This window comes from Marinomonas sp. FW-1 (assembly GCF_005222245.1).
Classification (GTDB): Bacteria; Pseudomonadota; Gammaproteobacteria; order Pseudomonadales; family Marinomonadaceae; genus Marinomonas; species Marinomonas alcarazii.
Genome location: NZ_CP025987.1, coordinates 1220211 through 1242032, shown reverse-complemented (window position 1 = coordinate 1242032; position 21822 = coordinate 1220211). Strand labels below are relative to the sequence as shown.

The window sequence follows — 21822 nt, the reverse complement described above, 5'->3', positions numbered from 1 at the left end:
ACATAATAATAAAACTAAGCCAACACAAACTCTTCTGTCTGCTCATTAAGCTGCTTATTTTCTGGCAAATATTTTTCCATTGCCGCCATAAGCTCTCGGTGTTGCAAGATGGCAAGGCATTCTTTTTCGTTAAGATGATCAAGAAGGCTTTGAATATTATCGCTGTTGATAATCTGCCATTCCGCGCAAATCCAATCACGACAAAACTCTTTATTTGGCTCATCTTCTGGCATTTGAGCAAGGTGCCAATAAAACAACGCAGCATCAGATGACAAACGCTTCAAAGAAGAGGAAGCACTATCAAAGTTAAGTTCGCTTTGCGCTTCGTCGTAGCGGCTCTGCATAGTAATAATGGGGTGCGGACGTTTTTCTTCTGGCGCACGCATCAACCCTAAGTAATGAATCACGTTACCACGCTTAGCGCCACCACTTAGCCATGACAATGGAATAGATAGAATCAGACCGAAGCTGATAGGCAAAGACCAATAAAACAGCTCTTTACTTAAGAACAAAGCACCGCCCGCTAAACCAATACCTAGCAAAGTATGGCTACAGTGAGCACGTGCTGCGACTTTCCATGAAGTAGCGCCATCATCACGGGATTGTGGTTTCCAACCACTGTCGCGACCTTTAAACACGTCGTATACAACTTGGAACTGAGACAACATCAGAATAGGCGCATACAACGCTGACAAAATGGTCTCTACCAACGTACTCAATGTCAGCAAGATTGGCCCACCAAATTGCATGCAGCGGCGGAAGTTCAACATAGCAGCCAACCAACCATAGACTTTAGGCGCTAACACCAACGCCATCGACAAAACAAATAATGAGCGCGCTTTTTCGAAGTCAAATACTGGCCAAGTCGGAAACAGTGATGGATTGGCAAAATACTCAGGGCGAACAAAGTACGCCTGAACTGCCAAAGCAAAACCAACAACGATTAACAGCAGCCAGAAAACAGCACTAAGATAAGACATGATCCCAGAGATTAAATGCAAACGTGTGGCAAAATGAAAGCCTTTAGCAAAGACAAACGCCTTATGTTGCAAGTTACCCTGACACCAGCGACGATCTCGAACAATCACATCCACCAGCGATGGCGGCGCTTCTTCGTATGACGCTTTTAAATCCGTATCAAAACGCACACCCCAACCTGCACGGCGTAACAGCGCGGCTTCCATAAAGTCATGGCTCATTACATGACCACCAAAAGGTGCCTTACCTTCTAATACCGGCAAACCGCAGGCATCAGCAAAGGCCTTGGTACGGATAATGGCATTATGTCCCCAAAAGTTAGAAGAATAACCATGCCACGCCGCTAAGCCAGACGCATAAATGGGACCGAAACAATGGTTAGCAAATTGCTGAATACGACTATACAGAGTGTTCGCACGGATAATGGTTGGCAAAGTTTGAATCAGACCTACCCCTGGCTCAGCTGCCATACGACGAGTAAGTGAAATCAAACAATCCGCTCCCATCAAACTGTCGGCGTCCAGTACAATCATGCATTCATAATCGCCACCGTAACCTGTCACCCATTCTGCAATGTTACCTGCTTTTCGTTCAGCATTATTGTAACGACGACGGTAATAGATAGGACACGCCGAGTCATCGTCATTTAGCAGCGGACGAAACGCTTGTTCCTCAGCAATCCAAGCATCCGCTCTATTAGTATCACTTAAAATAAAGAACGCAAATTTGCCCGGTGCTTGTTTGACCAAGTCTTCATGCATTGCTTGAATATTCGCTCGAATGCGTAAAGGGTCTTCGTTATATACTGGCAACAAGATAGCCGTAACGCCATCAACATCTTGCTCTTTACGAGCTTTAGAAAAGGGCCAAATCTGGAAGATCAACCCAAGTGTCGCCTGTGAAAATGCAAATGAAATCCACGTAAAGTTGATACAAAATAAAACTAAAAAAGCCCACTGCAAACCCGCAATGGCATTGGTATTTAACACATCGTACATCTCGGTTGCCCCATACCAAGACAAACCGACCGTGCCAATTAATACAAACAAACGAGAAAAAAATGTCGTAACTGCAAAGCTCTGCAATCTATTTTTACGAGCTTTAGATTCTTCGTTAACGGTATGACGCGGCATCGTCAAAGGGGATACCTTTGGCAATGCTTGTTTAGCAACACTGTCCTTTAACAACATAATTATTCCTTTATCCAACGATATAACCAAGTCGGCGCAACAGCGACATCATCTTGTTTCAGCTGGACTCTCAATTCTGACAAAGCAGCATCTTCAGGGTCGAAAGATACATACACGCGAACACCGTTATTGTGTGGGTTCTTGACCAAAATGGTTTCAAGAATTTTCCCATTACTTATGCTGGCATCGACCGTAAGATCATCGACATTTACATCCGACATCTTATTAAAATCGATCACCACTTCAGGATTCGTTTTGAACAACTTCACCCCTTTAGCACTGCGAACGATTCGAGGAGAATCCATTGCAACAGGTGTGTCATTAGACCAAGTCATTAAATACTTATAAGTATAAGATTCACCTTTCTTCAAACCCTTTTCAGGTTGCCAGTAGGCAACAATATTGTCATTTGTTTCTGCGTTTGAAGGAATTTCAACTAACGCGACATGGCCTTTACCCCAGTCATTCAGAGGCTTAATCCAAGCAGAAGGACGTGTATGATAGCTGGCCTCTAGATCTTGATAGTCCTCAAATCTACGATGACGCTGGATCAATCCAAAGCCTTTTGGAGAATCATCACTGAAAGCACTGACTTGCAATGATTTAGGATTGTTTAATGGACGCCAAACCATTTCGCCTTTACCCGTTAAGATTTGCAGACCTTCGGAGTCATGAACGGCAGGACGGTAATCTGGAGTCTCTGGACCATCAAGCGAGTTGTTGTACATAAACATAGAAGTCAGTGGTGCGACGCCCACATTCTTTAGGTCTACTCGTGGAAACAGGGTCGCTTTCACATCAACACGAGTCGGCTTTCCTGGGTAAATACCAAATCGATAAGCGCCTGTAACACTTTTGCTGTCCAGTAATGCATGAACAACAATGGCATCCTGACTAGACGATGGGCGCTCAATCCAAAACTGTTTAAACATAGGGAACTCTTCGCCCTTAGGCTCAGCCACATCCACTGCTAAACCACGCGCCGACAAACCATAGGATTGCCCTTTGGATATAGCTCGAAAATAACTCGCTCCTTGAAAGACAATAAATTCATCATTCATATCGGCGGCATTTATCGGGTAATGCAAACGTAAACCAGCGTATTTCCCCACCTGCGAAATAAGCTTACTTATTTCAGCATTCGGTGTAGTAAAAGAATCTGACGATACGCTCAATGGAAAAGCACGACCGTTTTCAACGACATCAATAGATACTAAATCTTTAAAAATAAAGCCTGGAGCAAATAGCTGGACTGAAAATTTCGTTGGCGTGTTTCCCCATACCGCTTGGTTCTGCTGAAAGTTAATTTGTCGGTAAGTAGAATAATTCATATCAGTCAAGGTCTGCGGTGCCTTCTCGGCTGGCTTCATTGGAGATTGAGCCAACTCTTTCGCCAGATCGATCACCGTTTGATTTGAAAAAGCATACCCTTTTGACTCTTGCTCTAATTGAACGTTTTTAGCCACAGGAACAGAGTCTACCTTCACATCAGATTCTTCTGCTTGTGCATACCCTATTAAATTGATTAATAGAGACGTTAATAAAGATCGTTTTATTAGCCAAAATGAATTGGCGCGCATATTAGATAAAGAAGGATAAAATAATTTCAAAAGAAGCTCTCTCGTTGCCTAATTGGATTCAACCAATCCTCAACATAAGGATGACGTCATAAATTTGACACTTATGATATAAGTAAACTCACAAGAGATTAAGCCAGCAAAGTCGGAGGAATTCATAAGAATTAAGGATAGATTGTGCCTAAGGAAGTTTATTGTTATTCATGATCACTAAAAATAGCTTTTAGCCCCATTAAAGAGTGATAAAAAGACACTTACATGACTGTTATTGAACAACATATTACAAAAACTTTCGAATCCAGTAGAGATAAAACCATGTTCAAAAAACTAAAAAATTGGTGTGAAAACAGGCGAATCAAAGCAATGGGATTTACTGTAGAACAATGGGAATCCGCCATTGCTGACTGGCCAGTTATGGATCGTTATCAAGGCACAGAACGTGACACACTTCGAGAGATGAGTTTTCATTTCCTTGCTCGTAAAGGTGTCATTCCTGGTGCCGAATTTCAATTCACTGAAGCCATGTGCCTGAGGCTTGCCACCATGTCATGCGTGCCCATTTTACATCTCGGCTTAGATTGGTACGACCACTGCAAAACCATCATTTTGTACGAAAGTGACTTTATCGCCAACCATCCTTATCAAAGTGAAGATGGTGTCGTACATACAGAAGGTCGAGGATTAAGCGGTGAGGCATGGCTGAGGGGTCCACTGATTTTGTCGTGGAAGTCTATTCTAGAAACAGGCGATCATGCCCGTCACGGCAAAGCCAGTAATGTGGTCATTCATGAATTTGCCCACAAGCTAGACATGCTTCGAGATGGCGCCAATGTCACACCGCCAATGCACCCAGATATGAAACCTGGAGAATGGCACGGCATATTATCCGAAGCATTCCAGCGCCTTCAAAATGACTGGCAACATCATAAACACCTACCTCTAGACGAATATGCTCTCACCAATCCAGCCGAGTTTTTCGCGGTATGCAGTGAGACCTTTTTTGAAGCCCCTAAAATGATGAAAAAAGAAATGCCCGATGTCTACAGATTACTGTGCCAATTTTATCGCCAAGATCCAGCTCGTTAAAACTCACAAATCCAAACTTAAAACGGGCATAGAATCAGACATTTACTAACGGACTAGGGTATTAATTTCCGTACTAACTGACGTCATCAATTTATGAATAGGACATTTATCTGCAATAACCCCTAAGCTTTGACGCTGCTCATCGGTTAAATCACCGTTTAATGTAAGGCTGACATTAAGCACATAAATACCTTTGCCTTCACGACTGTTATCTCGCTCAATATCGATATCCACACTGGTTAATGCTATTTTTTTTCGTTGGGCATACATCAGCAAAGTCATCGCTTTGCATGCTGCTAATGAAGCATCATAAAAATCATGAGGGTCTGGTGCGCTATCCTCTCCACCCAAGGCAACAGCGGCATCGGAAAAAATACTGTGCTGGTCTATACGAATCGTTTGTCGGTAACGACCAGTCTCATTTTTTTCTAAATGAATCGTCATGGTATTCCCTCGATAAAATGGTTAAACATGTTTTTATGGTAACGGAATAAACTCGTCCTCATCGCCAATAACTTTTGGAAACACCCCTGCCTGCCAGTCTCGTTTCGCCTGTTCTACACGCTCTTTACGACTGGAAATAAAATTCCATTCGATAAAGCGCTTACCTATTTTTTCACCGCCAATAAATGCGATTCTCGAACCCGCTGTAGCGTCAATAACCACCTCATCAGCGGCGGACAAGATCACCATGGAAAACTCAGGGATCACAGTTTCTTTTATTTTTAAACCGCCCTTCACCACATAAATGGCGCGTTCTTCTGTATTCGGTAAGGTTAAACGTTGTCCCGCTTGCATGTGCGCTTCGACATACAAGGTTTCAGCATAGGTTTTTACAGGCGACGTCACTCCATAAGCGCTTCCCATTAGAACCCTAATCGGTACACCTTCAACTGTTATAGAAGGGATACTGGCCGCAGGGTAATGATAAAAAGCTGGCTCGATTTCTTCATCTTTCTCAGGCAAAGCCAGCCATAACTGCAAACCATGCAATGTATGAGGAACATTCTTCACCTCAGGGCGTTCTCGTTCCGAGTGAGTAATGCCTTTGCCAGCCACCATTAAATTGATATCGCCTGGCGTAATCGTGGCGTAACTACCCAAAGAGTCTCGATGTAATATCTCCCCTTCAAACAGGTAAGTCACTGTTGCTAAATTGATGTGTGGATGTGGGCGAACATTAACACCGGAACCCGCCGAAAAATTCGCTGGCCCCATATGATCAAAGAAAATCCATGGACCAACCGTTTTACGCTGTGTTGTTGGCAACGTCCGTCTTACCGAAAACTCACCAAGGTCCTTTTCTCGCGGCTTGATAATAGTCTCAATCGCTTCACAAACACCGTCGTTTGATTTCTCTATGCTCATATCATTTTCCTGCTCAAGTCATCGTTCCACTAAAACATTACCCGAAGCAGTCAGATTTATACACCTTAGTGTCACTTTTTAATCAGCAAACTACACCACTCAGTTGCTTATCACCGACAATAACCTACACAGACGACAGGCAATTGCTTGTTTTTGCTAATCCCTTAAAAAAACCTTTCTCGACGCTCCGTAAATAATTAACATTCTGCCTTTGCTTTTTTTATGTTTAGGAGCCTTTGCCATGAGTCAGACTACCGTTGAACTACTGCACGCATACTACGATGCTTTCAATGCTCAAGACATGGACACCTTTCTGTCTTTGCTAACCGAGGATGTCATTCACGATATCAACCAAGGCAACCGCGAAGTAGGCAAAGCAACCTTTGCTCGTTTCATGGAGCGCATGAACACAAACTACAAGGAAACCATTACTGATATCGTTGTTATGTCCAACCCTGCGGGCGATCGTGCTGCGGTTGAGTTTACGGTATTGGGTGAATACATCGCCACCGACGAAGGTTTGCCAGAAGCAAACGGCCAAACTTATACACTACCGGCTGGCGCTTTCTTCGATATTCGCGACGGTAAAGTGGCACGCGTCACGAATTACTACAACTTAGAAGACTGGATCGCACAAGTATCCGCGTAAAATACGCTTACTGATGAATAACTGATAAACCGTAGAGCGCCCCCTTATGCTGACATTCCAACGTTTATCTGGCCCTTCCTTGAACCAGTACATTGATGAACTGGCTCAACTACGTATGCGCGTGTTCCGTGACTTCCCCTATCTTTATGATGGCGATACACACTACGAAGCACGCTACCTTCAAACCTATATTGAAGCGCCCAATAGCGTGATCGTCTTGGCTTTTGATGGCAATAAAATTGTTGGAGCTTCAACCGGTTTGCCACTACGCCATGAAACCGACGAAGTAACACAGCCCTTTATCAACGCCGGTTACAACCTTGATGACATTTTCTATTGTGGTGAATCGGTACTTTTACCTGAGTATCGCGGCCAAGGTGCCGGTGTGGCCTTCTTCGATCATCGCGAAGAGCATGCTAAAAACCTTGAAGGCATAAAGTACGCCTGCTTCTGTGGCGTACAACGTCCAGACGATCACCCATCACGCCCCGCTGATTACCAACCGCTGGATCAATTCTGGCGTAATCGTGGATATGAAAAGCGCCCAGAGCTCGCGACTCATTTCAGTTGGAAAGAAATTGGCGAACAAGAAGAATCCCTTAAACCCATGACCTTTTGGATGAAGTCCTTGCTATGAGCGAGATAACATAATATGAGCGCATTTAAACTGGCGACGGCACAATACGACATTGGCTTTTTCACACAATGGGAAGAGTTTGCTGAAAAACTAGACCGCTGGGTAACCAATGCCGCTCAGCAAGACGCTAAACTTTTGGTCTTCCCAGAATACGGCAGCATGGAATTGGCCTCGCTGTTTGGCAAAGCCGTTTATAGTGACTTGCAGAAACAGCTTCATGCCATGCAAACTTTATTGGCTAAATGGCATGATCTACATACTGAACTGGCAAAGCGTCACAATGTATTGATTCTTGCCAGCAGCTTCCCAACAGAACAACAAGACGGACGTTTTCTAAATCGCGCGAACCTATTTGGTCCTAAAAGCCTGATTGATTATCAAGATAAACTAATGATGACGCGTTTTGAAAATGAACAATGGCACATCAGTGGTGGCAAAGAGATTAAAGTCATTGATACTGACCTTGGTCGAATCGGCATTCATATATGCTACGACTCAGAATTTCCCATGATCGCTAATCGACAAGTCGCAGCAGGCGCTGATTTACTATTGGTGCCAAGTTGCACCGATACTCAAGCAGGCTTTCACCGAGTGCGCATTGGCTGCCAAGCCCGCGCTTTAGAAAACCAATGCTACGTGGTGCAATCCCCAACCATTGGCAACGCGCCTTGGTCAGAAGCGGTAGACGTCAATACAGGACGCGCCAGTATTTACACTCCAGTGGATTATGGCTTTCCTGATAATGGCATTTTGGCAGAAGGCAAAGATAACGAAGCAGGCTGGGTGTACGCCACTGTAGACCTATCCGAAATCGCCCGCATTCGTAAAGAAGGCCAAGTATTTAACTACCGCGATTGGCCCAAACAATTCAAATTAACTAGTATAGAATGACACCTATATGCTTGTTTTTTGGATTTTTTCTTTCTACTCGATACACTACTAAGTAGAAAGAAAAAAGACCTTTCGGACCGTTTTATGCTATGAATAAAATCTTCCCTTTATCTCTTGCTTAACTTTTTTCATGGGCAACTGATGATTCAATAATCTCATGGTTTCCAACATTTTTGGTACAGCATGAGAAAAATGCGATTTAAACCCATCACATAGATAATTGCGATTTAACAAACCGTCACTGGATGGTTCAAACCGATGTTTTGGACACCCACCATGACATACAGAACGCACCTCACACTGCAAACAATCAACACTAATGTTATCTCGTTTATCTTGACCAAACTTACGATTTTGCGGCAAATTAACTAAATCAATCAAAGAGGTTTCATTAATGTTGCCCAGCTTATGCTCTGGGTATACGTAATGATCACAGGAATAAACATCCCCATTAGATTCCATTGCGACACTGCTACCACACGTTTCATTAAAAACACACGAACCAGGCCGACCAACTAATTGGCTCATGGTTTGCTCAAAATTCATCACAAAAACTTTTCCTAAATCGTTTTGAATCCAATAATCAAAAATAGTATTCAAGAATTTACCGTATGCTTTTGCTTGAACTGACCATTCAGCAAGATTTGATTCACCTTCAAAAGTAGGCTGTATTAATATCAAACCGTCGCGATCAGGCACAATGGCTTTACGTTCAACCAATGGAATGAATTGCATATATTGACTGCCTATACGCTTTAAGAAAGCATAGACATTTAAGGGACGTCTCACATTTTCAGCATTGACCACGGTTAACGTATTAAAATCCACGTTATGCTTTTTCAGCAGCTCAACCCCTTTTAGCGTATCATCGAAGGTACTCTTGCCCTTTCGGGAAAGGCGATAAGTGTCATTACTTATGCGATCACCATCTATAGAAACTCCAATTAAAAAATGATGCTTGTTGAAAAATAAAGCCCATTCCTTATCCAGCAAAGTAGCATTAGTTTGTAAAGCATTAGTAACCGTTTTCCGTCCTTTATACTGCTCTTGAAAGGTCACAGCCTGACGGAAGAAGTCTAAGCCCAGAAGAGTAGGCTCACCTCCCTGCCAAACAAACTCAATAACATCACCTTTTTGTGACTGTATCTGATCACGAATGTAATTTTCCAATGTCGTATCATTCATACGCCACTGTTTTTTTCTATCTGGATAAAGGTTCTCTTTTTCCAGATAGAAGCAATAAGTACAGTCAATATTACAGACCGAGCCACTTGGCTTAGCCATCACCCCAAAGTGATTAATTCGATCTACAATCTGATTCATAACACCGCCTTCAATAAAAACATACGACTGAAGCAGCTATAAGCTTAAATACTGCATCAGTCGTCACTTCAGAACTTATCGACCACTGTAGGACGCTGCATGCTCAATAACATTATTTTGTCGAATATACTCTTCAAACTCACCTTTCAGCTCTCGTACAAGCTCTGGGTGTTGGGCCGATAAATCCAGAGTTTCACCACGATCTTTCGACAAATCGTAAAGTGCCCAAGGTACATCTTTCCTAAATACTGGCGTTTTACTCATCGTGGCTTGCTGACTCAACTTCCAATTATCACGAACAACATAACTTGCCCCCATCAACTCATCCGCCAAAACAGTTCCTTCAGGGTGAACTATTGAAAAAGCTTGAGGTTGCTGTAAAGCTGTTAGCAAAGAAACGCCTTCTGGGGAATAAATAGCTTTACCTTGATAAGTTGATTTAGGCATCTCAACGCCCGCCGCTTCCAAAAAGGTAGGCAGCATATCCGTTACTTGAACACGAGCAGACGATGTCGGCCTTTGTTCTTTCTGGGCATTCAGCTTAATTATTAGTGGAGAGGCAGTTCCTCCTTCTGCCCCAGTAAAACCTTTAAACAAACGGAAAGGTGCAGAACCCACCTCAGCCCAACGAGAGCCATAAGCGACAACAGAGCCGGGTTTACCCATATTCTCTAATGAGTTATCTACCTTAGTTCCAGGAATTCGAGGCATAAACGCCGCTGCCCCCTCAGCACCGTTGTCTGACATAAAGGCAATAATAGTATTGTCATACTCACCTATTTCCTTCAAATGCGAAACCAACCGACCAACATGTCGGTCTAAATTACTTACCATCGCAGCGTAAATCTCCATGGATTTAGCTTCTATTAACTTTTCTTCGGCATTCAACTCATTCCAATGTTTTTCACCAAGAGACTCTTTAGCCGGTAACATTACATTGTCAATTAGACCAAGGCGTTTCATTCTAGCCAAACGCTGCTGCTTGATAACATCGTAACCTGCATCGTAGCGCCCTTTTTGTGCGTCAATATCTGCTTGAGGTGCCTGTAATGGCCAATGGGGTGCCGTATAAGCAGCATAAGCAAAAAAAGGCCTACCGTCTTTCAAGTTTGAATCTATGTAGCTTATTAATTTATTGGTATAAAACTCTGTAGAATAGAAATCTTTAGGCAGCATTTTAGATGGAAACACTCGATCATCTTCCGCATACATAGTGATGTCTAGCGGTGTCGGTGGACTAGATGGAGCAAAATGCGATCCTCCTCCATTTACCAATATAAATGATTTATCAAACCCACGCGCATATGGCAAAGCGCTTTTATTTATTCTGTACCAAGTTTTATGATCTTTATCTGGCGCCTTAACATCGTATGCCAAATGCCACTTTCCAACCATATAAGTATGATAACCAGCATCGGATAACAACTCTGGCATTGTGACAGTCTTCTCACTTAAATGACCACGATATCCTTCTGGAATGTTATCAAAATCATAAGTATTAGATTTCCCCCAAGGTGCAGTAATCGGATTATCTTTAATGATATTTATGCCAACTACTTCCCCCATATTACCGATACCCGCTAAATGATGATCAACGCCTGTCATCAGACTTGCTCGAGTAGGCGAACATACCGCCGAAGTGTGGAAATTGGTTAAAATACGCCCCTGAGTCGCTAACGCATCAATATTTGGAGTGTGTATTTCACTGCCATAGGCACTTAAATCGGAATACCCCAAATCATCTGCCATAATCAATAGAATATTAGGGCGAGTCTCGTCGTTTGAATGAGCCGTATTATAAGTGGTCTCTGTTTGGGCCATTGCTGATGCACTTAATAGCGAAGCAGCAACGACACCAAGAGATAAGTGAGGAACTTTGAATTTTGACAAGGCACTAACGCCTTTCTCGTGCAAGCGATCAATCATAGATACATCCACTGACTAGCTGTGTGTTATTTTTATTAATTACTAAACTATCAGTAAGTTGATATTGATCAAGACCTTAATATTGAACTCATGCATTCATGATATCGAATGATAACAAAAGTAAGGCTCGATGCCCTTTAATCAAGCCATGTAGGTTTCGAACCTTCTCCCCGCACAATGTCTTGTCCTTCTCTAGAAGCCATAAAAAAAACCTCTCACTCAAAAGTCATATTGGCTTATAGGTAACCTTCATTTTAACGGAAGTATTGCCTTCGAATGTATGCAGGAAAGACCGAGGCTCACTAGCAAAAATATCAATAGCCTGTAATTGACGACCTATCGTGCGAAAAGAATAATTAGCAGAATAACTCAATAGAAAACTGGCCTGTAGAACGTTGTCTCGTTTTCGGTCTAACTCACAACCCACTTCAAATTTGTGTACGTCGCCAACGTACAAAGTCTCAGTAATAGGTCGAGCTTCACAAGAGGCTCCTCCCTCAGAAACAACAATATCGGAAATCATTATTCGAACAGGGTCTTTTTTAACCAAAGAAACCGCTCTCGCGTCATTGGACTTATCAATGTTCTTTAGCAGCCACCTATCAAGACTCAAAATATTATCGATATAATCCTGCTTAGTAAAAGCGATTGTTATGTGTGGTGCTTTCACTTTTTCGCCAGTGACTAACTGGATAAAGGAAGAGATCCCAGAGGCAGTATGCAAATTATCCGCACTTAACTTTTTCAAGTCTTCCCTTTCCATCAACGCCATTTCCTCTCGGCTTAACTGAGGAAAAATAGCACCATCGATTTCTGGGAAGACAAGCACTTCAGCGAATAAAATTCGGCTGAATAACGATAGAAAAACAAGCAAAGTAACTCGACCAAGCATCTTACATCCTATAAATGATTTCCATGAAAAGCAGGATAACAAAAATAGTAAAAGAAATACTGACCTTTTGTGGCGCCCAATCTCTCCTCATTAAGGAGGTATGGGTGTTTTCGTTACTTTGACTCGTAAAAAATAGATTTATACCATCACAAGAGATCTACAGAAAAAACACCTTAATCGTTATATTTTGTGGACCACTTCATAAAATAATTTGCTCAAGACCACCCCGCTTTCACGCTCAATTTCCCCTTAGCAACTTTCACCAGCTTAGTCTTCATAAAGGTGGTGATGAGATTATCCGCAATATTCAAATCACACCATGATTTGAATAGGTAGGCTATTTGAATTATCAACGGCTATCTCTATGCCACTTACACTAATCATCAAGCCCGAAAAAGAAACTCTTTAGTTGCCTTAAACCAAAATAGCAACTAATATGTTTCTATATATTAAAAAGCAACTTATTAGTTTCCTTATGATAAATCTACTACAGCAAATCAAACATCGCCGTTTAGCACTGAAACTCAAGCAGAATGACATGCTAATGCGTATTGGTATTTCTAGGCAGCAATACCAGCGGCTTGAAGCAAAGGGCAACCCAAGACTCGATACGCTTGAACTGATTGCCCAAGGTCTAAATAGCGACGTCATGCTGATTCCAAAAGAAAAGCTGAATGCTGTTTTAGCGGTTCTTGAAAGTGATGGTAACAACACATCTTTACCGCACAAACAGCCTGATCATTCTGATGAACAAAAAAAACTATCGGATGATCCATGGAAAGGATTACTAGAAGATGGAGACGAAAATGACAACGGAAATTAGTGTTCTTAAGTTGACGTTACATGGCCATCTAGTGGGGTATTTGGCAGGGGCAAAGAATGGACGTAATGTTTTACATTTTGCTGAAAGCTTTCAATCTAATATAGCGCGCCCCACTTTTAGCTTAACCACACATCCAAATTTCCCACGTGCCAATAAAATGCTATCTGAGCCATGGGCGACCAACCAACGCCTGCACCCTATTCTGTCCAATCTATTGCCTGAAGGTTCATTGCGAGAACTGATCGCTCAAGGGCTCAAAACCCATGTTGATAATGAGTTCCATATTTTGTCTTATCTGGGTATGGATTTACCGGGTGCATTAGTCGCTGAACCGATGGAGCCAGAAGATGTTCCTCTACATTTATTCTCATCTCATGGCCAAGTAAAAGCGGTTAAATTCGACAAAATCAGCCAAGAAAACAAATTCTCCTTGGCAGGCGTTCAGATGAAGTTTTCCATGAAGGAAAAAGACGGTCGATATAATCTTTCGAAAGACAATGTGCTTGGCGATTGGATTGTGAAAACACCTTCTACTAAACACAAAGAAGTGCCCGCCAACGAGTTCACAGCCATGACTCTCGCCTCTCTCATTGGCGTTGATATTCCTGAAATAAAATTGGTCGAGATAGACCAATTAGACAATCTTCCTCAAATCAATCTTCCTGATGAAAAATTAGCTTTCGCCATAAAGCGATTTGATCGACGTGACAATCAACGCATTCATATGGAAGACTTTGCTCAAGTTCTTGTGAAGTACCCACATGAAAAATACAGTTCAGGCAACTACGAACAAATAGCAAAAATCTTGTATCAGTTTTCTGGTGATGGTTTAAATGACGCTCAGCAACTTGCTCGTCGTTTACTTGCCAACATCCTATTAGCAAACGGCGACGCCCATTTAAAAAACTGGAGTTTACTCTATTCAGATCAAGTCACACCCAAACTCTCGCCTGCTTACGACATAGTCACCACCAGTGTTTATATTGAAAACGAACAACACTTTGCCCTTAATCTAGCCAAGACAAAGGCTTGGTACGATGTCTCATATAAACACTTTGAACATTGGGCAACTAAGTCAGATATCCCATGGCGAGCAATCAAACCGCATCTGATCGATGTGATGGAAAAGGCCAGAACACTTTGGCCAAATGCACTGAAAGATCTACCCATGCATGAAGAGCACAAACAACAGCTAAAAGCGCATTGGCAAAGACTTCATGAGGATTTTCGAGTTTAATACTGTCTAGTAAAGTCTGGGAAGTCCACTAGCTTAAAGTGTGAAGGTCACTAAAAAGAAGCAAAAATACAAAGATGGGATCAAAGTGGTATCAATCTGGTCCCTTTTGGGCCAAAATCAGATACAAAAAAGCCGAACACTGGGTTCGGCTTTCGTAACTTACTGAGGAGTAAGTATAAATTTTGGTAGGACTAAGCAGATTCGAACTGCTGACCTCTACCATGTCAAAGTAAACTTATCACAAAGATAAAGCTATGATTTAAAAGGAAATATCAATTAATTTCTTATGTATTTCCAATAAAACCAGACCTATATAAATCAATAACTTACGAGCTTTAAGGAAATCACATTTTAGCTTTTTGAAGCGTACAAAGCATCTTTTTTATGAGTAGCTTTGTCATGATTATTCGGATTGATTCACTTGATTGTCTATGCCAATATAATTTGGCAAATTAACCACATTGAAGAAAAGGATTTTCTCAAATGGAACACTTACAGCAACTTCTTTCCGATCTAGAATGCATTTCCCTTGCTGATATCTCAGCGATACCAGAATCCAATCAACATGTTGTAGCAGAGCGTTTAGAGCAGTTACAAGACGAACTAAAAGCTGTGTTGAGCAGCAATGATGAATAGCTAACAAATCCTTTCAATTCTGTAATCTAATATTCACCAACACTGCCCTACAATCCAACCAAGTGTTCAATTTATGGAGGTTGGTATGTGGCGCAGTGTTTTTTTATTGCTTGTATCTTTTTCAGCCTATTCATCGGCGGGTTATTACGATGGTACAGAAGGATTAACAGGAGAAGCGTTAAAGACAAAGCTTCATAGTATTATCGATGGTCAGAAGCCGCTTAAGTACACCCAGAGCGGAAATGATGATTGGTACGATGGTGAGAAAGTAGATGTATGGGAGGCTCTGGTTTATACAGATTCCGCATGCCCTACTGAAACGCCTAAATGCGGCTTAATCAGAATGCTTTATACAGGCGAAGTTAAACGCATTGACCAGGCTAACCGTGGAAACAGTAATGACGACTCGTGGGACCGTGAACACGTATGGCCTAAATCCCGTGGTTTTGCCAAACAAAGCCAAGATGGTTACACCGACCTTCACCACTTGCGCCCTGCTGACCGTAATTTAAACGGTGCGCACAGTAATTATGGTTATGGCATGGGCGGTGAACCAGTGTATGACGAACATGATGATGGCTCTGAGGTGTTATCAGGAGCTTATGTAGACCGGGACAAAGAATCTTTCGAGCCAACAGACAAAGCTAAAGGCCAAGTTGCGCGTATGATCTTCTACATGGCAACACGATACGAAGTAGGCGACAACGCCTCACCAGAAAACATGCCAGACTTACGCATAATCAAAGGTAACCAGAAGCAAAGCGGAGAGCCAACCATAGGCGACTTATGCACGCTTGTTGCGTGGAACGATGAATTCCCTGTCACCGACTTTGAGAAACGCCGGAACGACCGAGTACAGGAGCTACAGGGCAACCGTAACCCGTTTATTGATCATCCAGAGTTTGTGGATTCGATATGGGCGAGTAAGTGCCCTTAAATCATTCGCAATGGTGTCATATGAAGCATTGCTAAATTTCACCTGACACCACACTCAACTTACTAGCTACGACGGACAAGCACTAACTGATTTTTAAATCTAAGCCATTCATGATCGCCCTGCACTAAAAACACCCACCAACCATATATAAAAAAACTAATAACACTAACAAGCATTAACAGATTCATAGGCGGTAAGTCTGGTCCCTTCAGAGCTAAAAGCACAATAAATATAACCCCATATAACAGCATAAATGCTGACATTAGATATGAAAAAGAGAAAGACAATAAATAATTGGCCAGTCGCAACCTAGGCCTATTAATTGGTGATTGTGTTGCAGATCTGAACTGGTGACCAAGCCAATGAAAAAAAGCTCTCATTGTATTGATGAAAGCTGGTGAGTTTAACTCAACGACCGTTCTGACAAAAATTCGAACTATAAGTGATAGCGCAACAGCAATCCAAACAGAATAGGTCAGTGATTCTGGCAAATCACTATTGATAGAACCAAAAGCCTGCAATAACCCTTCAACACTCATATCTCACCCCTGAATACCAAATTGTTAGTTACTAATCATCTTATATATAAAAATACAGAAAGCCCACATCGGTGGGCTTTACTTTTGCTGATTTAAAAGGCCTGTCGTTTATACGTCTAGGAAGGTGCGGTTGGCGTATTCCTTGATGCATTCGACGTTTTTATTTACCCAGTCTGGTGTGCGTAGTTGGGCGATTTGGGTTTGGTACATGCGGACGGCTTGGATTAGGTCGACGAGTTCTTTAGAGGGAACGACGACGGGGTTGCCTTCTAATTTCATGGCCGTGATCATGTTGTTGAGGATCTGGTACTTTTCTTTGTTTTGGAAGTTGGTTTCGTGGTTCGTGGTGGCGGGAAGGTGTTTTTGCTCGTTGAGCTGTTTTTCGCAGTCGATGAAGTAGCGGCGAGCTTGTTTGCCCTTATCATTCAGCTCAACCATGGCCAGTTCTTTTGCCATGTCTAAAGTGATGAAATACTCTTTTGTCGCGCCACGATTCCCGCTTGCCGAATTTGGCAAGCGGCTTACAACAGTGTAATCGACACCTTCTTCAAAGCCATATTTATCTATACGGGCTTTAATCCAGTTAGCAAAGTATCTGCCTACTTCTAGAAAAGCATGAAGTTCACGGGCATTAACGGTATCAAGAGTTTGCTCGTTGATAGAGCGAGTGTGAAGCGGAATAAGTTGCGTAGCCATACTTGGCCTCCTTCGGTCATTAAATTGACCACTCCTTGAGTGTGAGAGTCTCAATGGGTGGTGGGTCTAAATCAGGATCTCACAACCGCCCGAAGGAACGGCCTAGCCGAAGCTAGCCCAACAAAGACCCACCATAACAGGCGGACTCCGGCCACAAAAAAACACGCGGTGCGTGTTTTAGGCCGCTTCGGTACAAACGGGGTGAGATTCCCGGCACTGGATTTTGCCAGTGCAAGAGAAATACTAGATCAAGATGCGGGTGGGGTCAATGAAACATACTAATTAGTGTAAAATCTAAAAATCAATATGCAGTATCAGCTTCTGTGATCTCAGTAGGTTTATAAGTTAAAATAATAGGCCCAGAATTGAAAGTATCAAATATTGCTTCAGTAGAATTGAAATTAGTAAAATCATCTACAGTAAAATCTATACCATTTTTATCATGAAAACACCCTATTCTATGTACTTTTTGATATTGGTCTACATAATTTGAGAATAGTTCTAAGGTTCTACATCTCGGATGCCCATATCCAAGGTGTGGGCCGGCACTCACTAATAACCATTTTGGTTGTGTTAAATCTTCAAAACCTTCCGGGTAAGAGCTAAAAGAACCATGATGGGGAGCTGTCACCACAAATACATCATCATAATTTATTGATTTATTATTTTTCATAAATTCTAAAGTTTTACTAGACATATCTCCAGTCAGCAATGAATATCTATTGACAAAGCCGTCTGATACTTGTCTAGGTGTGTTTATAGCAAGCACTACACTTTTATCATTTGAGTCATCACCCTCCACATTAGCTGCTAATACATGTGTGCTAACTTTTTGCTTGGGACAACTTAATTCAAGAAATTCATCCCCGGGTAGGCTTTTAAAATTTTCATTGAATTTTTCCAATTTTAAATACTTATTTTTACTTAAGAATTTCAATAAAGAAGCTGTATTTCCGGCTTTATAGTCTTCAATATCGCCACCATAAAATATATTCTTTGGCATAATATCAAAATTATTAGAAAGATTTAGAATTATTGATGAGATATAATTATAATGATCAATATCAGGATGACTCAGCAAAATATTATACTCTGAAATTTCTAATTCTTTTTTTATTTCACTAATAGCTTTAATGGTTTCAGTCTCATTCCATTTATATAAGCCAAATTTATCCCTAAGTTTCTGATTAGCCCCTGAACTACCACAATCATAAACCATCATTTTTTTATCAGCCGGACAAGTTAGAACCTGACACAAGCCTTGACCAATTGGTAAGGTTATTAACTGAGGGGAAACCTTAGAAAGACCCTCTCCAAAACCAATTGATAAAGGTTTATTCTCAAAACCAGTTTTATCGACATTACTATCATCAAGACTATATTTTGTACACCCTGTACATAATATAACTACTATCAAAAAAATTCGATTAAACATTTTATTCCCTTCTAATTAGGATATTCCATAAAGTGAAAATTGAAGAAGTTTTATGATTTCATCTTCAAAGATTGAAGCATTTTGATGTAAATTATGATTGTATAGCCAATTTTTATAGCAGCCTATTGTAAACATTCCCGTACTAGAATATTTAGATTTACTGGTCACTTTCACATCACTACCAGCTAAAATCACACTTACTTGTCTGAAATTCAATCCCCACTCAGTTGCGTTCTTTCCTTGAAGAGAGTATTTAAATATTACATCTTCTATTTTAGGACTTTGATTGTAGCAACCTATCAAGTATGCAGTTTGAACTGAATTTTCTAATACCAGAATTTTCATAAACACTTTACATCCTTATAAAATGGCTAGCATTTAAACTAGCCATGTTGAAAACTATATTTTTAACGATACCCCCCTTAAACATCCCTTAATAATAGATTCATGTGCTGATGAATTTAAAATCAACTCAACAAATACACTATTGGCAATATCATTTGGAAAATTCGTGCCTTCAGGAAACGGTATAAAAATATTGGTAGACGATGAGTGGTCAACCTGATGTTCATTACTATTATATGTAGCAAACACAACATCTGATTCAAAAATTGCTTGTGCATTTACAATATAATTCTCAGCAGGTACTGGTGACGTTATGCGAATTCCATAAAGATCATCCTTTTTTGTAAAGGTGCATATAGCATTTGTTCCGATCTTGAAAGAGTTATTCAGATTTATCTGAGATATACTTGTCGTGATTTTTTTTAGAGGCTGAGATTGGGAGTTAAAAAAACCAGTGATATTAGAAGAGACTTCAGAATCAACTGGAGAAACTGTAATTGAACAGTTTAGATCATTAAATTCTGAAAGCAATTCAGAAACATCATATGCATCAGTATCAAAATCCAATAACAAATAGCTAGACTTGGATTGATTACTTCCATCCTTACCAATGTATGTTTTATTAAATGTTATACCAACTGGATTACGGTCTGGTAGTATATTTAAAACATATGGAACACTATTTCTTAGCCCCCATTGTACAGCACCCATTTTATAAATGGGTTTAAAAGCACCTTCTATAGATTGTGCCTTTGAACTTTCTTGAGAAATAACTGGATTTAACACTTCCGTAAGAACTTTTGAAGCAACTGTTGTAGCAGCCTTAACCACTGTACTAAATAATCCCATTTTAAACATCCTTTTTAATATAAATTTAATTCAGTACTCTTGGTACCAATACTCTTATAGTTATTCAAAATCTTTTTGTCAAGACACCTCAAAGCCTATTAATAAAACTAAGATGAAAAGTTATTTTCAAACCACCTCACTAGCCACCACAGTACACCGATACCCTGCTTTGCTGTCGCCTCTTGCGGTGACTTTGTCGATGGACCAGTTGCCTTTCATTTCGGGTGGGAAGGTGTCGTTTAGGGTGAGGATGCCTTCTGCGACGAGTTTGGGGTTGCCTGGTAAGTCGAGGGTGACGCTGGTGCCTTGGCGTTGGCTTTTGATGAGGTCGTCTTGGCAGGCTTGTTGGGCGGTGGTTGGGTTGTCGTAGCTTTGGCGTAGTTTCTTGTACGGTGCGGTGCCGACGTGTACGGTGTGTTCTTCCCCTGTGTTGTTGTTTGTCCAGTTGGCTTTGACGCCGGTGATGGCGCTTCGGCTGGGTCGGTCGAGTTGGCAGTTGATGAATTGCCCTAGCTCATTTGGTGTGTTCTGGCTCGGTACGCCGACGACGACGGGCGGAATGGCTTGCCCTGTGATGGTTTTAACTTGGCCCCGTTTGGCGAGCACGTACAGGTCGTTGACGGGTTTGGCGATGGCGTCCCGTTCCCGTGCGATGCGGGTTAAAAAGGCGCTGTCGGTTTCGTCGGTTTGGTCCATGTGCTCGAGGACGACACTTTCAAATTCTTTGGCCACGCGTGGGCTGAATCCGTGGGGCGTGACGACTTGGCGGAACAGATCGGCAAGGCTGACGTTTTCGAAGGTGCGTGTGCGGCGCTCTTTAAAGCCGGTTTTGTCGTCTACCTGAAACGGCGCGGCGGTGGCCACGATCGTCACGCTGGGCGGAAACAGTTTCGGCACGATGCGGGTGATTTTGAACTGGCCTTTGTCGATGAGGTTATCACCGTAGCCTTCTTGCCACGTGAGCACCGCGCCCTCTTTCGGCAAGCCTGTTTGCCCTGTGGTGTCGATGTGCAAAGTGAGTTGGTCGCTTTGTGTGCCGGCGGCGTCGATTCGCTCCCACGATGTTAGGCGGTTATTGATGATGCCCTCGCCTGCTCCGCTCACGCGCACTCTTGGCAAGTAGTTGGATGGATTGTCTAGTCCCATATATTGGTTACCGTCTCGGCTGCTTTGTTTGGCAAGGTGGGGATTTCAATAACAACGCCAGCGGGAAGCACTGGCCCGTAGGCTTCTAAGCCGGGGTTGAGTTCAAACAAGGCTTCTTCCGCTTGGTCGTCGTTGCGTTTTAGGGCGATCCACAGAATGTTGGAAATGGTATCGCCGTCGCGGCTACGGATGGTTGTCATTGGCGTACTCTTCTAGCTCTAGGGTGAAAGCGAGGACAAAGGCGGTGCCGTCGTCGATGATCTTGTCTTGCTTCTCTTGCAAGCGTTTGATCGTCCATTGGCCTAAGTTATTGCCGTAGCCATCGGCCAGCACCAAGGGCGCTCGCTGGTTTTGTAAGGCGCGTAAGGCGTTGAGATTCGCCATGCCATCGCCTTGAAACCACGTGCCTGTGACCGTGATGTTTTCCAACTGTTGGCCCGTGTTTTGGCTCATGGGCTTTTGACCGTAACGCGCCACCGCGACCCAACCGCCGTCACTAGTGCGCTGCAAACCCTCGTATGGCGTGCCTTCGCTCAGCGAAAACACAAAACCACCGAGCGACATCATCTGACGCATAATTACTCCTTAGATAAAAATGGAAGGACAGAAACGAAAAAGCCCATCGAGGGATGGGCTTGGGGGTGTTTTGGGGTTAATGAGGT

The 21822-nt window shown here is 42.2% G+C and carries 23 protein-coding genes; 8 read left to right on the top strand and 15 right to left on the bottom strand.

What is annotated here, in order from left to right:
- Nucleotides 1–14: 14 nt before the first annotated feature.
- Complete coding sequence (gene mdoH, locus C1X04_RS05885) at nucleotides 15–2168, bottom strand: glucans biosynthesis glucosyltransferase MdoH (RefSeq protein WP_245926907.1); 2154 nt, start codon at nucleotides 2166–2168, stop codon at nucleotides 15–17.
- A gap of 2 nt (nucleotides 2169–2170) precedes the next feature.
- Nucleotides 2171–3778 carry a glucan biosynthesis protein G gene (locus C1X04_RS05880; protein ID WP_254682343.1) on the bottom strand — a complete coding sequence of 536 codons (1608 nt, stop codon included), beginning with the start codon at nucleotides 3776–3778 and terminating at the stop codon, nucleotides 2171–2173.
- A gap of 225 nt (nucleotides 3779–4003) precedes the next feature.
- Between C1X04_RS05880 and C1X04_RS05875 the strand changes: the two genes are divergently transcribed.
- The gene (locus C1X04_RS05875; RefSeq protein WP_254682342.1) at nucleotides 4004–4831 is read left to right on the top strand and encodes a zinc-dependent peptidase; all 828 of its coding nucleotides are present in this window, start codon (nucleotides 4004–4006) and stop codon (nucleotides 4829–4831) included.
- A gap of 45 nt (nucleotides 4832–4876) precedes the next feature.
- Here the strand turns inward: C1X04_RS05875 and C1X04_RS05870 are convergent, their stop codons facing one another.
- Entirely contained in the window at nucleotides 4877–5275 is a 399-nt protein-coding gene (locus tag C1X04_RS05870; RefSeq protein ID WP_137169421.1) for an OsmC family protein, read from the bottom strand.
- Nucleotides 5276–5308: 33 nt separating this feature from the next.
- On the bottom strand, nucleotides 5309–6199 hold the full coding sequence (locus C1X04_RS05865; RefSeq protein WP_110571610.1) for a pirin family protein: 891 nt from the start codon (nucleotides 6197–6199) through the stop codon (nucleotides 5309–5311).
- Nucleotides 6200–6440: 241 nt separating this feature from the next.
- On the opposite strand from C1X04_RS05865, the gene C1X04_RS05860 reads away from it, so the two are divergent.
- From C1X04_RS05860 to C1X04_RS05850, 3 genes are read left to right on the top strand one after another with little or no spacing between them, the layout of a single operon-like run.
- The gene (locus C1X04_RS05860) at nucleotides 6441–6848 is read left to right on the top strand and encodes a ketosteroid isomerase-related protein (RefSeq protein ID WP_110571609.1); all 408 of its coding nucleotides are present in this window, start codon (nucleotides 6441–6443) and stop codon (nucleotides 6846–6848) included.
- 46 nt (nucleotides 6849–6894) lie between these two features.
- On the top strand, nucleotides 6895–7485 hold the full coding sequence (locus C1X04_RS05855) for a GNAT family N-acetyltransferase (protein WP_110571608.1): 591 nt from the start codon (nucleotides 6895–6897) through the stop codon (nucleotides 7483–7485).
- A gap of 15 nt (nucleotides 7486–7500) precedes the next feature.
- Nucleotides 7501–8376, top strand: coding sequence for a carbon-nitrogen hydrolase family protein (locus tag C1X04_RS05850; protein ID WP_110571607.1), 876 nt, complete (start codon nucleotides 7501–7503; stop codon nucleotides 8374–8376).
- Between the two features lie 87 nt (nucleotides 8377–8463).
- Here the strand turns inward: C1X04_RS05850 and C1X04_RS05845 are convergent, their stop codons facing one another.
- The 3 genes from C1X04_RS05845 to C1X04_RS05835 form a co-directional block, all read right to left on the bottom strand.
- Nucleotides 8464–9699, bottom strand: a complete 1236-nt coding sequence (locus tag C1X04_RS05845) for an anaerobic sulfatase maturase (RefSeq protein ID WP_217494998.1) — start codon at nucleotides 9697–9699, stop codon at nucleotides 8464–8466.
- 75 nt (nucleotides 9700–9774) lie between these two features.
- Entirely contained in the window at nucleotides 9775–11625 is a 1851-nt protein-coding gene (locus C1X04_RS05840; protein ID WP_137169420.1) for an arylsulfatase, read from the bottom strand.
- 226 nt (nucleotides 11626–11851) lie between these two features.
- The gene (locus tag C1X04_RS05835; RefSeq protein ID WP_137169419.1) at nucleotides 11852–12517 is read right to left on the bottom strand and encodes a hypothetical protein; all 666 of its coding nucleotides are present in this window, start codon (nucleotides 12515–12517) and stop codon (nucleotides 11852–11854) included.
- A gap of 475 nt (nucleotides 12518–12992) precedes the next feature.
- Here C1X04_RS05835 and C1X04_RS05830 point away from each other — a divergent pair, with 475 nt between their 5' ends.
- From C1X04_RS05830 to C1X04_RS05820, 4 genes are all read left to right on the top strand, one after another.
- Nucleotides 12993–13340 (top strand): helix-turn-helix transcriptional regulator, encoded by a 348-nt coding sequence (locus C1X04_RS05830; protein WP_137169418.1) that lies wholly within the window; start codon nucleotides 12993–12995, stop codon nucleotides 13338–13340.
- Nucleotides 13324–14577, top strand: a complete 1254-nt coding sequence (locus tag C1X04_RS05825; protein ID WP_137169417.1) for a type II toxin-antitoxin system HipA family toxin — start codon at nucleotides 13324–13326, stop codon at nucleotides 14575–14577. Before C1X04_RS05830 ends, C1X04_RS05825 begins: the two co-directional genes overlap by 17 nt.
- Before the next feature lie 483 nt (nucleotides 14578–15060).
- Nucleotides 15061–15213 (top strand): hypothetical protein, encoded by a 153-nt coding sequence (locus C1X04_RS18425; protein ID WP_175404905.1) that lies wholly within the window; start codon nucleotides 15061–15063, stop codon nucleotides 15211–15213.
- 85 nt (nucleotides 15214–15298) lie between these two features.
- Nucleotides 15299–16150 (top strand): endonuclease I family protein, encoded by an 852-nt coding sequence (locus tag C1X04_RS05820; RefSeq protein ID WP_137169416.1) that lies wholly within the window; start codon nucleotides 15299–15301, stop codon nucleotides 16148–16150.
- A 62-nt stretch (nucleotides 16151–16212) separates the two neighbouring features.
- Here the strand turns inward: C1X04_RS05820 and C1X04_RS05815 are convergent, their stop codons facing one another.
- From C1X04_RS05815 to C1X04_RS05780, 8 genes are all read right to left on the bottom strand, one after another.
- Nucleotides 16213–16689 carry a hypothetical protein gene (locus tag C1X04_RS05815; RefSeq protein ID WP_137169415.1) on the bottom strand — a complete coding sequence of 159 codons (477 nt, stop codon included), beginning with the start codon at nucleotides 16687–16689 and terminating at the stop codon, nucleotides 16213–16215.
- Nucleotides 16690–16797: 108 nt separating this feature from the next.
- Nucleotides 16798–17385, bottom strand: coding sequence for an antA/AntB antirepressor family protein (locus C1X04_RS05810; protein WP_137169414.1), 588 nt, complete (start codon nucleotides 17383–17385; stop codon nucleotides 16798–16800).
- A gap of 301 nt (nucleotides 17386–17686) precedes the next feature.
- Entirely contained in the window at nucleotides 17687–18820 is a 1134-nt protein-coding gene (locus tag C1X04_RS05805) for a hypothetical protein (RefSeq protein WP_137169413.1), read from the bottom strand.
- Nucleotides 18821–18835: 15 nt separating this feature from the next.
- Entirely contained in the window at nucleotides 18836–19165 is a 330-nt protein-coding gene (locus C1X04_RS05800; protein WP_137169412.1) for a hypothetical protein, read from the bottom strand.
- A 54-nt stretch (nucleotides 19166–19219) separates the two neighbouring features.
- Nucleotides 19220–20014, bottom strand: a complete 795-nt coding sequence (locus tag C1X04_RS05795; protein WP_137169411.1) for a hypothetical protein — start codon at nucleotides 20012–20014, stop codon at nucleotides 19220–19222.
- 126 nt (nucleotides 20015–20140) lie between these two features.
- Nucleotides 20141–21118: a contractile injection system protein, VgrG/Pvc8 family gene (locus C1X04_RS05790; RefSeq protein WP_254682341.1), complete on the bottom strand. Its 978-nt coding sequence runs from the start codon at nucleotides 21116–21118 to the stop codon at nucleotides 20141–20143.
- 32 nt (nucleotides 21119–21150) lie between these two features.
- Nucleotides 21151–21360: a tail protein X gene (locus tag C1X04_RS05785; protein ID WP_137169409.1), complete on the bottom strand. Its 210-nt coding sequence runs from the start codon at nucleotides 21358–21360 to the stop codon at nucleotides 21151–21153.
- Nucleotides 21344–21727, bottom strand: coding sequence for a phage tail protein (locus C1X04_RS05780; RefSeq protein ID WP_254682340.1), 384 nt, complete (start codon nucleotides 21725–21727; stop codon nucleotides 21344–21346). Before C1X04_RS05780 ends, C1X04_RS05785 begins: the two co-directional genes overlap by 17 nt.
- Nucleotides 21728–21822: the final 95 nt, after the last annotated feature.

Coding starts and splice junctions, on each gene's coding strand:
- mdoH (WP_245926907.1), bottom strand. CDS start 2,168: ATGTTGTTAAAGGACAGTGTTGCTAAACAAGCATTGCCAAAGGTATCC.
- C1X04_RS05875 (WP_254682342.1), top strand. CDS start 4,004: ATGACTGTTATTGAACAACATATTACAAAAACTTTCGAATCCAGTAGA.
- C1X04_RS05870 (WP_137169421.1), bottom strand. CDS start 5,275: ATGACGATTCATTTAGAAAAAAATGAGACTGGTCGTTACCGACAAACG.
- C1X04_RS05865 (WP_110571610.1), bottom strand. CDS start 6,199: ATGAGCATAGAGAAATCAAACGACGGTGTTTGTGAAGCGATTGAGACT.
- C1X04_RS05860 (WP_110571609.1), top strand. CDS start 6,441: ATGAGTCAGACTACCGTTGAACTACTGCACGCATACTACGATGCTTTC.
- C1X04_RS05855 (WP_110571608.1), top strand. CDS start 6,895: ATGCTGACATTCCAACGTTTATCTGGCCCTTCCTTGAACCAGTACATT.
- C1X04_RS05850 (WP_110571607.1), top strand. CDS start 7,501: ATGAGCGCATTTAAACTGGCGACGGCACAATACGACATTGGCTTTTTC.
- C1X04_RS05845 (WP_217494998.1), bottom strand. CDS start 9,699: ATGAATCAGATTGTAGATCGAATTAATCACTTTGGGGTGATGGCTAAG.
- C1X04_RS05840 (WP_137169420.1), bottom strand. CDS start 11,625: ATGATTGATCGCTTGCACGAGAAAGGCGTTAGTGCCTTGTCAAAATTC.
- C1X04_RS05835 (WP_137169419.1), bottom strand. CDS start 12,517: ATGCTTGGTCGAGTTACTTTGCTTGTTTTTCTATCGTTATTCAGCCGA.
- C1X04_RS05830 (WP_137169418.1), top strand. CDS start 12,993: ATGATAAATCTACTACAGCAAATCAAACATCGCCGTTTAGCACTGAAA.
- C1X04_RS05825 (WP_137169417.1), top strand. CDS start 13,324: ATGACAACGGAAATTAGTGTTCTTAAGTTGACGTTACATGGCCATCTA.
- C1X04_RS18425 (WP_175404905.1), top strand. CDS start 15,061: ATGGAACACTTACAGCAACTTCTTTCCGATCTAGAATGCATTTCCCTT.
- C1X04_RS05820 (WP_137169416.1), top strand. CDS start 15,299: ATGTGGCGCAGTGTTTTTTTATTGCTTGTATCTTTTTCAGCCTATTCA.
- C1X04_RS05815 (WP_137169415.1), bottom strand. CDS start 16,689: ATGAGTGTTGAAGGGTTATTGCAGGCTTTTGGTTCTATCAATAGTGAT.
- C1X04_RS05810 (WP_137169414.1), bottom strand. CDS start 17,385: ATGGCTACGCAACTTATTCCGCTTCACACTCGCTCTATCAACGAGCAA.
- C1X04_RS05805 (WP_137169413.1), bottom strand. CDS start 18,820: ATGTTTAATCGAATTTTTTTGATAGTAGTTATATTATGTACAGGGTGT.
- C1X04_RS05800 (WP_137169412.1), bottom strand. CDS start 19,165: ATGAAAATTCTGGTATTAGAAAATTCAGTTCAAACTGCATACTTGATA.
- C1X04_RS05795 (WP_137169411.1), bottom strand. CDS start 20,014: ATGGGATTATTTAGTACAGTGGTTAAGGCTGCTACAACAGTTGCTTCA.
- C1X04_RS05785 (WP_137169409.1), bottom strand. CDS start 21,360: ATGACAACCATCCGTAGCCGCGACGGCGATACCATTTCCAACATTCTG.
- C1X04_RS05780 (WP_254682340.1), bottom strand. CDS start 21,727: ATGATGTCGCTCGGTGGTTTTGTGTTTTCGCTGAGCGAAGGCACGCCA.